This is a genomic window from Spirosoma terrae (assembly GCF_010435915.1).
Lineage (GTDB): Bacteria > Bacteroidota > Bacteroidia > Cytophagales > Spirosomataceae > Spirosoma > Spirosoma terrae.
Map to the genome: position 1 here is coordinate 139,128 of NZ_JAAFZH010000003.1, position 14,262 is coordinate 153,389.

General features: G+C 47.0%; 12 protein-coding genes and 1 pseudogene. 8 read left to right on the plus strand and 5 right to left on the minus strand.

Features of this window, described 5'->3' with window-relative positions; translation table 11 throughout:
- Nucleotides 1-14: 14 nt before the first annotated feature.
- The 5 genes from GK108_RS08545 to GK108_RS08565 form a co-directional block, all read right to left on the minus strand.
- Nucleotides 15-917 carry a cyanophycinase gene (locus GK108_RS08545; protein WP_163945877.1) on the minus strand — a complete coding sequence of 301 codons (903 nt, stop codon included), beginning with the start codon at nt 915-917 and terminating at the stop codon, nt 15-17.
- Nucleotides 918-1,054: 137 nt separating this feature from the next.
- On the minus strand, nt 1,055-1,357 hold the full coding sequence (locus GK108_RS08550) for a hypothetical protein (RefSeq protein ID WP_163945882.1): 303 nt from the start codon (nt 1,355-1,357) through the stop codon (nt 1,055-1,057).
- A gap of 35 nt (nt 1,358-1,392) precedes the next feature.
- Nucleotides 1,393-2,118, minus strand: coding sequence for a redoxin domain-containing protein (locus tag GK108_RS08555; RefSeq protein WP_163945887.1), 726 nt, complete (start codon nt 2,116-2,118; stop codon nt 1,393-1,395).
- A 461-nt stretch (nt 2,119-2,579) separates the two neighbouring features.
- Entirely contained in the window at nt 2,580-3,455 is an 876-nt protein-coding gene (locus tag GK108_RS08560; protein ID WP_163945891.1) for a hypothetical protein, read from the minus strand.
- 208 nt (nt 3,456-3,663) lie between these two features.
- On the minus strand, nt 3,664-4,191 hold the full coding sequence (locus GK108_RS08565) for a DUF2911 domain-containing protein (protein ID WP_163945895.1): 528 nt from the start codon (nt 4,189-4,191) through the stop codon (nt 3,664-3,666).
- A gap of 351 nt (nt 4,192-4,542) precedes the next feature.
- On the opposite strand from GK108_RS08565, the gene GK108_RS08570 reads away from it, so the two are divergent.
- The 8 genes and pseudogenes from GK108_RS08570 to GK108_RS08605 all read left to right on the plus strand — a co-directional run bounded on the left by GK108_RS08570 (nt 4,543) and on the right by GK108_RS08605 (nt 13,864).
- On the plus strand, nt 4,543-6,666 hold the full coding sequence (locus tag GK108_RS08570; protein WP_163945900.1) for a T9SS type A sorting domain-containing protein: 2,124 nt from the start codon (nt 4,543-4,545) through the stop codon (nt 6,664-6,666).
- A gap of 60 nt (nt 6,667-6,726) precedes the next feature.
- Nucleotides 6,727-7,773: a YheT family hydrolase gene (locus GK108_RS08575; protein ID WP_163945903.1), complete on the plus strand. Its 1,047-nt coding sequence runs from the start codon at nt 6,727-6,729 to the stop codon at nt 7,771-7,773.
- A gap of 39 nt (nt 7,774-7,812) precedes the next feature.
- Entirely contained in the window at nt 7,813-9,717 is a 1,905-nt protein-coding gene (gene serA, locus GK108_RS08580) for a phosphoglycerate dehydrogenase (protein ID WP_163945908.1), read from the plus strand.
- Nucleotides 9,718-9,725: 8 nt separating this feature from the next.
- A complete protein-coding gene (locus GK108_RS08585; protein WP_163945911.1) occupies nt 9,726-10,166 on the plus strand; it encodes a hypothetical protein in 441 nt (146 codons plus the stop codon).
- Nucleotides 10,167-10,169: 3 nt separating this feature from the next.
- The gene (locus tag GK108_RS08590; protein ID WP_163945915.1) at nt 10,170-11,246 is read left to right on the plus strand and encodes an aminotransferase class V-fold PLP-dependent enzyme; all 1,077 of its coding nucleotides are present in this window, start codon (nt 10,170-10,172) and stop codon (nt 11,244-11,246) included.
- A gap of 162 nt (nt 11,247-11,408) precedes the next feature.
- Nucleotides 11,409-12,104 carry a hypothetical protein gene (locus tag GK108_RS08595; protein ID WP_163945919.1) on the plus strand — a complete coding sequence of 232 codons (696 nt, stop codon included), beginning with the start codon at nt 11,409-11,411 and terminating at the stop codon, nt 12,102-12,104.
- A 223-nt stretch (nt 12,105-12,327) separates the two neighbouring features.
- Nucleotides 12,328-12,747: pseudogene (locus GK108_RS31525) on the plus strand (ISL3 family transposase); the annotation flags it as partial.
- Nucleotide 12,748: 1 nt separating this feature from the next.
- Entirely contained in the window at nt 12,749-13,864 is a 1,116-nt protein-coding gene (locus GK108_RS08605) for an ISL3 family transposase (RefSeq protein ID WP_262887404.1), read from the plus strand.
- Nucleotides 13,865-14,262 lie beyond the last annotated feature (398 nt).

Sequence of the window (14,262 nt, forward strand, 5' to 3'; positions counted from 1 at the left end):
AAACACCCTTTAACCTACTTGGCGGGTTCGTTGGAACGGGCTGCTGGCTGATTGATGACAGTGCGTGTTTGTAAGTCAAATTTTTGCCCTTTCCCAAGGAAATAAAAAGGACCTCCAGTACTATTCTGGCCCGATGGATATTTGGTATTATTGTTGATCTGGTCGGCTGTATAAACAGCTACGTAAGAAGCGCCGATTACGTCAAATGTATTTTTCTGAACCACAATCGCAGTTCCTTCGTCAATGCCGAGTCCTAATAAGTCTGGATGGGATTTAATAACGTCGATCATATCGAACTGCCGATTTCGACGTAGCACGTGCTGATCGATGGTTACGTTGTGGATAAAATCGAGGCCTTGCGTATGATCACCAATCATAATGGAATTACCCTTTGTGTCGCCCCGAACCATAAATGACCCCTGAATCGTTGCCCCGGCCGACGTACCGCCAATGACACCACCACGTTCCAGTAAGGCGTTGAATTCCTTGTGGGCCAGTGTATTCAGATACGAATCGGCCAAACGCCAGTGGCGCCCGCCAACAAACCAGATTCCCGTTGCTTTTTTCAATGGGGACACAAACGATTCCTGGTTGGCAACTTTAGGGTCGCGGGTGTGGAGAACGGTTATAGTCTTTACACCTAAACTTTGCAGGCGTTCAGTTTCGCGGGGGGCTTTGCTGGCAGCCGAATCTTCACCGGCCGTTGGAATAATCACAATATTGGCGTTCGATGGGCCACCGGCCAGTTCAATAAAACGGCTCCAGAGTTCGGGGGCCATAGCACCGCCACCAACAATTATCAAGGCACCTTTTTCTGGGCCAATAGTTCTGGCAGACGTAGCAGACTGAGCCAGGGCGTGGCTACAGAAGCAGACAAGGTATGCCCCTGTGATAGCCAACCAAACAAGATTTTTCATGTGTTTTTGGTCGTTGATTTTTGGAAAGTCAGTAGAACGAGGATAAAGTCCTCAAAAATAAGGTTTACGTCTTCTGTAGTTTCATGCAGACTACGTTCCTGGCTGATATTTTCCAGTTATAATGCCCAAAAACAGCCTTATCGATAGCTATTCGATGGCGATTTTGACTTGCCTGCCGGGATTTTGTTGGCCATGTCGGCCCTTACATAATCGAGCAGATCTTCTGTATCGGAAACGATTCGGAATAACGTAACAATAAATCGACGCCGACATACCCACATTTCTATATATTGTCTGCCTACTGCATACAGGTGAATTCGAAATTCAGGTAAGTAGCGTGTGGCTACTGGCTGTCCTTTCTTCCAGATAATTGCCGCTTGTTCGGCAAAGGGCAGCTTTTCAAATTCGGTTACTTTGAGGGTTGGTCTACTGTTAATCATTACGCATCAAATTCATTACGTCGAATCAGGAACTATTAGAAATTGATAAAAGGCAGGCTCGATGCCAGGAATCCTAGTATCCAGAGGGCAACGAAGCTCTGAGCATACACATTTAGTTGGCCGATCGGTTTGCTGATATAGCCTGGGTCGGTTTCATTCAGCGACCAAACGTGCGATACAATCTCGTCTATGTTGATAGGTGTATCGAAATTTTCATCCAGAAAGTGGTACTCAATCTGACGATCCGGCCCAACAACATAGACAGCAGGAATAAATGCCTCGTCCGAAATACCAGATACCCGATCCCATACCGGACTATCTTCATTGTAAACGCCAAACTGACGCGATACTTCCCTATTAGCATCGTGTGCAAACAGAAAATCCAGATTACGGCCCTGTTTGGCGAGTGCTTTCGGCGATTCGATAGACAAAACGACTAACTCAGCGCCAACCTGCTGTAGGGCATCATTGAGCCGGATGAGAGAGTCCAGATAAGGCGAAGCATACCGACCCCAGCAAGGGCAGTAGAAGCTGATCACCACAGGTTTTTCAGCAACCAGATCGAGTAAGGACAACGATTGACTCGGCCCTGATTTTGGATAGTTGAAGATCGATGCTTTCCAGTCGCCAGCTCCACCCGATAAACTGAAAAAAGGAGCTTTATCGCCCGTTTTAAGTGGTTGTATATCAGCGTTCGCTTTACGGGGCTTGCTAACTATTGTCCGGTAATCGCCTAGTTCGTTCTGAAATTCGAGTGTCATGAGTATTGATGTTTAAAGTTTTTAATTATATTTAACCTATATACTTAATAGGATAAATGTGTAAATGAAAAATCGATAAGTAGAGTCGGCATCAGTAGAGCCGTTTGTTGTTGAGCTTAGTAAGGATTATGCTAACGCTACGTAGCGATTAGACTTTCAGGAAGGAAACGTAGTAGATCAACAACAACCCTGCATCCGCATTGACATGGGACACATTCGTAACCGGAAAGCTAGCGTTGCGGAAGAAACAGCCGGTTGAGATGTTGTGATAGTCATGATGATAAATGGCTGATCAATTGATCAGTCTACTAAGTTCATGGGCAAAGGTGAAAAGTATTTTTGTACGAAGCAAATTTTTTGTGCAAAAAAGATGAAAAAATTTCTGGCAACTACCTGAAGATCAATCCCTAATCTCGATAGACTAGTATAGTCTTAACCCTAGATAATCGAATTAATAAGTCCTACCGGATTCGGTGTTTGCCCTGAATATCAAGCACATTAGGCATTATTCGGCGGGCTGCGTAGGTGTATCGGAACGTAACACCATAACTCACCCCACTACCCATTCCCTGGAATTGAGCCTGCTGAGCTTCGCGGCCGTTAATCACGTATGATACGTTGCTGGTCAGTGAATTGCCGAGTCCCCACAGTTTACGAACTGAGAAACCCATATCGATTCGGTCGGTAAGGCGGACATTATATTCAACTCCTGCTTCCAGTATGGCAGTAGGTTGGCGATTGGTAACAGTCTGACCAGACAGACGCAATGTATCAACTTTCTCACGACGCCAGTCACGAAAACCATATCCTGCCAGCGAGAAGTTGCCCTTATCCTGACCGCTGTTTGGTACCAGCCAAACGCCACCCGTTAGCCAGAAACCTGATCGGCGCCAGGGGCCGCTCGTCGATAAAATCATGTGTTTCCCGCGAAGAACAAGCGCTTGTTTATCGTTGCTGTAACGAAATGTATAAGGATATCCACTATTAACGAGTATTTCTGAATGGATCGGGGAGCGCGTATAGCCTGCTTCTACGGCCCAACGCTCGCGATAAGCCCAGCCAATCATGGCGCTCCAGCCGGGTTTTGTTACGGATTCGCTTCCTATGAGACCATTGAACGAATTATCGAGCTGGGCGCGATCGGTACGTAGAAAACCACTGACCGAAAAATACCAGCGGTCGCGCGTGTAAGCGCCACCGTATCGGGCGAGCAATCGTTCGTATTGATGATGTTGCTGCTGCTTATCAGGGAGCCGGTAATAATCAGCCATTTCCTGCCCAAGAACAGGTAAGGCGACCAGCCCTAGCAATAAAAAAGAAAGGTAGCGTTTCATCATTCAATACAGCTGGATTTTTTTTCAAGTTAACACACTTAAATGGTTGTCTGTTAACTTTTTACGAAAATTTTAATTTGTTCGTTGCAGGAAAGACCCTTTTATCGCTAAAAAAGATGCAAATGCCTGAATAATTTATCAAAAACTAACCCAACCTTTTCGGGGCCGGGTTAGTTACCAAGTCTGTTTTTTTACTAAAAAGGGATAATTATCAGCCGTGTTTCATCACAGGAACGGATACCGTCATGTTATCCCAGGCAATGGCAATGCTATTATTGGCTGGCGTAATGGTCAGTTTTTCAATAGGCGTTTTATTCATTGAAACGGGCACTTTCACCATCGCTACGTCGCTACCTTTGATTTTGTCATACTCGTAAGCACCCCACTGGCCTAATGTGCTGTTCAGCAGTACGCTCCACTCTTTTTCACCTGGAATGGTAAAGAGCGTATACGTGCCGGCTTTTACCATTTTTCCGCCGAACATTACGTCTGTTTTGAACGTAACTTCAGTGGCTTCATTGGCACCTGTGCGCCATACTTTACCATATTTTTCCAGGCTTGATGAACCGTCCGGTCCAAATATTACCCGACCTTTTTTAGAAGGCTGACCATAGACAACTTTAATATTTTTGTCTGGACTTTCTACGGTTACTTTTGGACTTGCGGGCTTTTTGTCCTGTGCCTGCACTAGCGAAACCATGGCAAACAAGAGACTGAAAACGGCAATCAGATTTTTCATGACTAAAAGTTGGTTTGGTTGATTGTCTGTATCATATACGCCACAAAGTAAAAGATAGTTTTATGAGATTGATGTAAAGATTACCCGTAAAAACAGTATTTTGACTGATTGGCCAGCTAGCCAAACGTAGCATTGTTTGGCTGGCATCTGCATTTGCTTTCTCAATACGAATTAATTTGTCTGCGTAAATCATAAAACAACCAGCATAGTTTCTTCATTTTTGGCATGGAGTTGGTACGTAGTCAGTTGATTTAGAGTGAACTGGTGTTGGAAAGTAGAGTGTTTCAAAAAAAGGTTTACGTTTTATTTCGCTACTGTTCAATTGATCATTAATAGATCGTTTTCTCGCTTATGGTAAAATCGCTACTTTTTTTTACCGGATTCAGTTTGGTTGTTCACCTTGGCTTCGGCCAGGCAACGCCACCAGCTTGTTTTAACGATCTGGGAACGATGGTTCAGAAGCATGGTAAGCCAACGGCCACGGATGCACTTCGCTACGCATTTACCCCATCGGTAGTGGCGCAGAACAGTACGCAGAATGTACTTGTGGAAGTAACCGTCAGTGGAACGCCATCGGCTGTTAATTTATATCTGGATGCCACGCAGGCCACCCAACCCCTCAATGACAAAGGAACCAACGGCGACAAACAGGCCAATGATGGTATTTATTCCGCCGTTGTTGCTCCGCCAAAGGGTAGCTGGACGGAGCCTTTTGTGGGGTATACGCGCGTGTTGGAAAATAATACCCAAGTGGTTCAGATCAATACGTTTATCAATCTACTGACTGGCTCCATGCCGTTGCTTCAGCCTAAAAAGATTGATAATTCGACACAGTACACCGATTATGTATTCAACATCGTAGTGCCGTCAACGCTGACGACGCCACCCGATAATCAGAAGTTAACGTTAAATCAACAGTTCTATAAATATCATCCCGACGATTTCGACTTCATTAATTATGTACTGGTTCCTGGTTACGTAGGCAACCGATTTCATGGTAACATTGCCAATTCGGTGCAGGGAATAGGTCTGACATTGTTCAACAATACAGCGCAATATGGTAGCAAAGGACGGCTGTTGGGCTACAATGTGTTTCCAGTACCCAGCTTGTTTGATGGAGCCAGTAATGGCTATATTCATGAAATTGGGCATCAATGGATTAACCAGCTATCGGCTACGTTCCTGAAAGATGGGGTTCCGCACTGGCCCGTGTCGAACCTGGCGGCAGGCGTAATGGGGCTCAGTATTCAGGGCTCAGGAGCTGGAGGACAGTTCCCGTACAATTTCACCGAAACCGCAACGGGCTATCGGCTCGATCGGGCTTCAGCCGCAGAAGCACCGGCTTATAATCAATGGGAGTTGTATCTGATGGGATTGATACCGGCATCCGACGTAACCACGCCCGCCATCATCTTTAAGGATCAGACTATAAACACGGCTATTGCCAGCGGTACTGTTTTCCCGAAAACGTCGTTTAATACGTATTCTATTACCAATTTAGTGGCGGCAGCCGGTTCGCGTACACCCACGGTTTCCCAAAGCCAGAAACAGTTCAAATCGGCGACTATTGTATTGTCTGAAACGCTATTGTCCGCTGAAGAAATGTCCTATTACGATTACATGGCCAAGCGAGCCGAAGGCGATGCGCCAGTAGCGGTACGGGAAGGGTTAGCCACCTATATGGGCAAGCCTTTTGCCGTAGCAAGTGGTAATCGGGCTTCCATAAAGGCCGCGTTAAATACGAACTGTTTTACGTTTCCGCCCACGCCAACCATCACCGCAAGCGGCAGTTTGACAGTTTGCCCAGGTGCGTCTTTGACGTTAACCGCTCCGGCAGGTAATAGTCAATACGCCTGGTATAAAGACGGTACGTTATTGCCGCAAACAACGGCCAGCATTTCCACAACCCAGAGCGGCACGTATACCGTTGCGGTACGTAACGCCAGCGGCTGTAGTAGTGATCAATCGGCTGGAACAGCCGTAATAGCCGGTGTTAATCCGCCCAAACCGGCCATTACGTTAAGTACAAATGGGCTGGTTTCCAGTAGCCCATCGGGCAATCAGTGGTTTTTGAATGGGAGTCTGATTACCAATGCAACCAGTCAGACTATAGCACCGGGAGCGGGTATTTATGTGGTTCGGGTTACTATCAATGGCTGTTCCAGTATGTCTGATCCATTCGTGATTACGGCTGCCGAAGATCCCTCGCTGATGGCTACGTTTACGCTGAGCCATGCGCCGAACCCCGTTCATGAATCAACGGACATTACGTTTAGTCTACCTAAATCGTCGTTTGCTACGTTACGACTGATTAACTTGGCTGGCGCAATGGTTAAAGTGTTGGCCGATAAGCTCTTTTCAGCCGGTCAGCACACCATAAAGACAACGATGCACGACCTTCCGGCGGGGCTGTATGTCTACCGACTTGAGACCGATTATGGTACGCTTTCCCGAAAAATGATCGTTTCCAAATAAAAACAAGTTCTACATCAACGTTTTCCTTACCTTTGCGGCTTCAATCACCCGCGTGTTGTAATGCCGCTGATTGCTCAGTCGAGTTACCGGCCACCCGCCCGTTTGTGGAATGGCCACCTGCAAACCATCGTCCCTTCGCTTTTTCGCAAGGTCACGGTTTCCTACGTGCGCGAACGAGTCGAAACGCATGACGATGATTTTCTGGATGTGGATTGGGCGTTTGGGAATGATGAATCAAGAATAACGAATGATGAAGTAGACTTGAATAAGTCGGCCATCACGAATTATTCGCCATCAAAGCCACTCGTTATTTTGTCTCATGGTCTGGAAGGTAGCTCAACGAGTCCATATCTGGTCGGTATGGCGCGGCACCTGACGGAAAACGGTTTCGACTGTATGGCGTGGCATTACCGGTCATGCAGTGGCGAACTGAATCGTCAGCAACGCTTTTACCACATTGGTGAAACGGGCGATCTTCACTTCATCACTCAATACGCCCTCTCCAAAGGCTATCAGAACATTTGTCTGATGGGATTTAGTGCGGGAGGCAGCGTAACCCTCAAGTATTTAGGCGAACAGAAGAACGCGCTGGCTCCGGCCATTCGTCGGGCTGTTGTGTTTTCAGTACCACTCGATCTGATGGGATCTGCCCGTCGGCTCGAACAATGGGATAGTCTCGTGTATAATTATCGATTTAGCCGAACACTCAAACGAAAAGTCCAGCAGAAGGCTTCGGTCATGCCGGGTGTTTTTCCAATTGAGCAGGTGCTCAAAACACGTAGTGTTCGCGAGTTCGATAACCTGTTTACGGCCCCGCAGAATGGTTTTCGGGACGTAACGGATTATTATACGCAGAGTAGTGCGCTGCAATTTTTGCCCGGCATTGCTATTCCTACGCTCATTGTTAACGCCAAAAATGATCCCTTTTTATCGCCCGAATGTTATCCGGAACAGCTGGCCCGGGAACTACCAAACGTCTGGATGGAGTTTCCTGAGCAAGGTGGCCACTGCGGGTTTCCTTCTCTGACGAATGGTATTAATGGTACCTACTGGTCGGAAAAGCGAGCCGTAGCGTTTTTAACTGCATCTAATTCGATACAACCATAAGTAGATCAACAGATCGCTGCGATAGCGGTTTTCTTAGTCATGCTCACCAAACCACTCGAACAAACGTATTACATCATTGATTTCGACAGCACGTTCACGAAAGTTGAAGCGTTGGACGTACTAGGTGAAATTTCGCTGATTGGCCGGCCCGACCGCGATGATGTACTCAACCAGATTAAGGCGATAACAGACCGGGGTATGTCCGGCGAGATTTCGTTTACCGAATCGCTCGAACTGCGGCTGAATCTGCTGAAAGCCCATCGCGATCAGCTCCCTGCTCTGATTGAAACCCTGATGGGCAAAATTTCGGATTCGTTCACGCGGAACAAGCGCTTCCTGGCCGATAACGCCGACTCAATTTATGTGGTCTCCAATGGCTTCAAGGAGTTCATTGTGCCGATTGTTACGTCGTTGGGTGTGCTGGCTGAGAATGTATTTGCCAATACGTTCGTATTCGATGAATCGGGTAGCATCATTGGCTTTGACCGGGAAAATCCGCTGTCGGCCAACGGTGGCAAATCGCAGGTGATCCGCGATCTTAAACTCGATGGTGAAGTGTACGTCATTGGCGATGGCTACACCGATTATGAGATTCGGGCGGCTGGTCTGGCAAATCGTTTCTACGCCTTTACGGAGAACGTAATGCGTCCGCGTGTCGTCGAAAAAGCCGATCATATTGCGCCTTCACTGGACGAGTTTTTGTACCATAATAACTTAAGCCGGAGCCAGTCTTATCCAAAAAGCCGGATCAAAGTTCTGCTGTTGGAGAACGTGCATCCGGTTGCGGTGAAACTCTTCGAACAGGAGGGCTTTAACGTTGAGATTCGTAAAGGAGCGCTGGACGAAGAGGAACTGATTGAAGCAATCCGGGACGTATCTATTCTGGGTATCCGGTCAAAAACCAACGTAACGCGCCGGGTACTGGAACATGCCAACAAGCTGATGACAGTTGGCGCTTTTTGTATTGGTACGAACCAGATTGATCTGACGGCCTGTACCGAGCGGGGGATTGCCGTTTTCAATGCTCCATACAGCAATACACGTTCGGTGGTTGAACTGGCTATTGGCGAGATAATTATGCTGATCCGGAACGTAGTGCCCAAGAGTAATTCAATGCACCAGGGCGTGTGGGACAAATCGGCGAAGAACAGTTTCGAAGTACGGGGTAAAAAACTCGGTCTGGTTGGATACGGAAATATCGGTACGCAGTTGTCGGTGGTAGCAGAAGCCCTGGGCATGGAAGTTTACTTCTACGATGTGGTGGATAAACTCGCACTCGGTAATGCGCGCAAATGCAAATCGCTGGACGAGTTGCTGGCCATTGCTGATATTATCAGTTTGCATACCGATGGTCGGAAGGAAAACAAAGATCTGATCAGTTACCGGGAGTTTGGACTGATGAAAAACGGCGTTATTTTCCTCAATCTCTCGCGTGGTCATATCGTTGACATACCGGCGTTGGTGGATGCTATCGAACGGGGTAAAGTGGCCGGAGTAGGCATCGACGTATTCCCATATGAGCCAAAAACCAATAACGAAGAGTTTATCAATGCGTTGCGGAATCAGCCGAACGTTATTCTGACTCCGCATATTGGTGGCAGTACGGAAGAAGCGCAGGAAAATATTGGCAACTTCGTACCGGCCAAGTTGCTGGAATACATCAACAATGGTAGTACGTATGGCAGCGTTAACTTCCCAGAAGTACAGCTGGCCTTGCTGAAGGATTCGCACCGACTGTTACATATTCACGCGAACGTACCGGGTATTTTGGCCAAAATGAATAGTATATTTGCTAAATACCACATCAATATTCATAACCAGATTCTGAAAACAAATGAGCAGATTGGGTATGTGATTACGGACGTGGCTAAAGAATATGCCGACGAAGTAGTTGAAGAACTCAAAAAACTTGATCAGACTATCAAGTTCAGACTTCTTTATTAACACTAGCTATGAGTGAGGGAAAGGAAATCAGAAACGTAAAATTCACCTGGAAAATGTTTCTGATTTCCTTTTCTTTTCTTATTGCCATGACTCCGTTTTTTCTGTATCAATTATATCGCAATAAGGAACGAAGAGCTATTCGGAAGAATCAGGCCTTTGCAACGGCCCGCATTACGGCGTTGACTTATCAGCGAAACAAGGCTAAATCATGGTACCGAACGTTGGCAACGTATCAGGTCGGCAAGGCTACATTTACCTGTACCGGCAGAGCATCATATACACTATCCCATCCCCAGCGTAGTACGTTACTAGGCGCACAACTGCCCGTTATTTACGAAAAAGAAAATCCGGCGAATGGCGAATTATTATTTAGTGAGCGTCAGTTTGACCGATTCAATCTGAGTTTTCCCGATAGTTTAGCCTGGACTAAGGCGTATTTTTTAGAGTAAGTAATGAAACAGATTTATTTCACCCCCGGACCGGCTGAGTTATATCCGACTTTTTATCAACATCTGCAAACGGCGCTGGATGAGCAGATTGGCTCAATTTCGCACCGTAGCCAGAAGTTTCGGGATATCTATAAATTCACTGACGCCCAACTGAGAACATTACTCAACATTCCGGATACACACGGAATTTTCTTCACAGGCTCGGCGTCGGAAGTTTGGGAGCGGCTGTTGTTCAACTGTGTTGAGCACGAAAGCTTCCATCTGGTTAATGGATCGTTCTCCAGGAAGTTTTACGACTACGCCAACTCATTGCATAAGTTCGCCCATATTCTGGAAAAACCGTTCGGAGAAGGATTCGACTACACGGAAATCGACGTACCGGAATATGCCGAAATGATTTGTGTAACGCATAACGAAACGTCGTCCGGGGTGCAGCTACGTCCGGCCGATATTCATAAGCTGAAGCGTAAGTACCCCAAGAAGCTGGTTGTGGTGGATATGGTATCGTCGGCACCTTATCCTGACCTTGACTTTAGCCTGGTCGATTCAGCGTTTTTTTCGGTTCAGAAAGCGTTTGGGATGCCCGCTGGTTTAGGCGTATGGATTGCCAGTCAGGGTTGTCTCGAAAAAGCCGAGCGGTTGAAAAAGTACGAAAACCTGACAATTGGTGCTCATCATACCTTACCGACGCTCTGGGTAAACTATAAGAAGTTTGAGACGCCAGCTACCCCCAATGTTCTGTTTATCTACATACTGGGTAAACTAGCCGAAGACTTCAATAAAATCGGGATCGATACGGTACGGAAGCAGACGGAAGAAAAAGCCCGGATGCTCTATAAGTTTCTGGATGGGTCCGATGCCTATGAGCCGTTTGTTCAGCAGGAGCGACATCGCTCGCAGACGGTCGTTGTTACGTCCACGAAAAAGCCATCGGCTGAAGTAATCGCAGCTGCGAAAAGTGAGGGAATGGTTATCGGAAGTGGATATGGTAAATTTAAGGATTCACAGATCCGGATTGCGAACTTCCCCGCTACGTCGGCCGAGCAAATCGATGCGTTGATTACTCAACTGCAGAAATAAAAGTTCTTTAGTCTTATTTCAAGTAGAGGCCACTCATCTTAACGATGAGCGGCTTTCTTTTTATATAAAGCCAAGAAGGCCATTTAAATAAAACAAACCTTATTTCTTGTTTACAGTTTACTTATCAACGTTTCTTTAACACAATGCATTAACTCAGCGGCAATGAAACATTTACTAACTACTATTATGCTAATGACTAGTTTGTCGTTAGCTTCTTACGCTCAGAACAACGCAGATTCTACGGGTCGGTCGAAACCGTTGATCGACGAAGATACCCGACAGGAGGCTCGTCAGAAAGCCCGGCAGGTAGAGGGAAAGCTTACTGATGAAATTGAACGGTCGCGTAACTACATGCAGGATAATCAGCTAAGCTGGTTTCAGCCGGGCAACGTATTTGTAGGGGGGGGCGTTGGTTTTGGGGTTACGAACTCGAAAGTATACACGGACATAAACGCCCGCCTGGGCTACTTTTTTCAGCCAGGTTTCGCGGCTGGTCTACGTTATGATTATGACCGTATGGTGGGTAACGCGTATCATGCCCGGCAAGCCGGTATCTTTACGCGTTATTACCCATTCCGCACCCGTGTGAGTAGTTTTGTTGGAGCCAGTCTCAACAGCGGCCGGGAGTTTTCGGAAAATATTCCGGCGGGGGCCAAAGCCACCTACACCAGTGTAGGGCTGGAGTTGGGAGCCATGTTCTGGATATTACATCGTTTGGGAGCTGAGGTCAGCTACGAAGGAAGCTACTATAACAAATTCGATCCGGCCGTTGGCCGAGGAAAAGGGGGCCGGTTAAAATTTGGAGTCAACTATTACTTTGGTCAGGTTGGCCAGCGGGGTCTGCGGCTAGAACGATAAACCCTATAGTGCTCCCCATTGTTTGGCTCTTACGCACTTTGTGTGGTTGACTAGGTGACCTGATTTTTAGCTTTTGTTGTTCTATCTAAATGAGCACTGAGCTTCCATCGCTCCGGCGACCCGGTTCCTGTTTATCTTCCCAACTGCCAAATTATTCACTGTCAGCCTCAACAAGAAGGCTACATCCTAACCGCCTACTCAATCGACACAGGCTAACTGTCCACTTTGTCGACATGTTTCAAGCCCATCAAATGGATTCTATTATCGTAAACCTACCGATTTGCCCATCAGTAACAAAGCAGTCCAACTCAAGCTTAGGCTGCGACGATTTCACTGCCTTAACCCAGCTTTTCCTAAGCGGACCTTCAGCCAGCCTTGCCCCGATTGGCTACCTGCTTACGCACGTCGGACCAGTCGGTTAGCTCACGCTCAACAGAGCGTAGCCATGATGTTGGGTGGCAAAGCGGGTAGCCGCTTACTAAATCATTTATGCATGCCAACTAGCCATGATACTTTGCTACGGCTCATTCGAAAATGGCAGTCGGTTATCACCCCGACTCCTTCTGTTTTAGGAGTTGATGACTGGGCGATACGCAAAGCCAAGACTTATGGTACGATTTTAACGGTCGCCTGCTGGCGTTGATCTGGATCGACATCAACCCGTTGATTTGTTGGAAGGCCGTACTGCCGAAGGTCTACGAGATTGGCTAAAAGTCCATCCGAGTGTGGAGGTCATCACCAGAGATCGTTCTGGGGAATATTCACGGGGTGCTCGTGAGGGAGCCCCACAAGCTCAACAAGTTGCCGACCGATGGCATTTGCTGCAGAACCTGGAACAAGTCTTGGAGCGAATACTAGCAGTATGCTACCAACGACTGCGAAAACTGCCAGTATCCCAGGCAGTTCCAACGACTCAGTCAACCACAGAACGGCTTGCGTATGTCATGCGAGATTACTCAAAAAATGAACTTGAGGCCCGTTTGGCTGGCCGGGAAAAACGCGTAGGCTACTTTAATACAGTACAGCAATTGCACCAAGCAGGCATGTCTATTTCTACGATTAGTCGAAAATTGGCCATGAATCGGAGTACGGTTCGTCGGTATGCCTACGCTGAATCATTTCCCGAACGAGTCCAGCGTCCAACTGGGCGTAGTATGCTGACTCCTTATCTAGCCTACTTAGAAAATCGCTATCAGCAGGGTTGTCGTAACGCCCAACAATTGTGGCGAGAGCTTGGCCAGCAGGGCTATCCGGGAGCTCATAATCAGATAGCCAAATGGCTGAGCAGACGTCGCAATGAGGATGCGCCAATGACTCAAAAACAGGCAGTAACCAACTCGCCCGCCCCTCATCAACCATCTTTTGATTTACCCACTACTCAGCAGCTTGCCTGGCTGATGGTACGTCCTGTGTCTTTATTGGAAGAGGCTGATCGACAAATCTTGAGTTATGTTTGTCAAGATTCGATTATTGATCAGGTCTATGGACTGGTGAGGGACTTTGGCGCTATGATACGAACTCGTCAGGCAGAATTATTAGACGATTGGCTGGTGCGTTGCCAAATTTGTCCAGCCGTGTTACTCCAGCAGTTTGGGGTTCGGCTTCAGCAGGACTATGCGGCCGTGCGAGCGGCCTTGGCTACCCCATGGAGCAATGGCCAAACCAAAGGGCAGGTAACTAGGCTTAAACTGATCAAGCGGCAGATGTATGGACGAGCCAAACTGGACTTATTACGTCAACGAGTCATTTACCGATGCTGAACCACACAAAGTGCGTAAGAGCCAAGTTTAGGGGGAGCGCCATAGGTAAGGCCTTTGTATTAACCAAAGGACAAAAGAAAGTGGCAGCTTTAGTGCCAATAGCTATGCTCAATAAGCTTGCGGAGCTGGAAGATTTTTATAAGCGAACCAAAGGGGATGGCCCCTCAATGGACTCGTCGCTAAATGCAGATAATCAAATAAACGGAGAATCTGAGCAATAGGGGTAAATCTAAAAAAAAGGTACGGCAACGGCCGACCGTCAAATTCGTCATTTCAATTACGAGTTGCCTTAGTAGGCATGACTGATTGGTAAAAATATGGATAGGCTTCCAATCGTTCATATAAGTCAAAAATTCAGAAACATTTATGAACTACTAAATTGAACGGATTTATTGGAC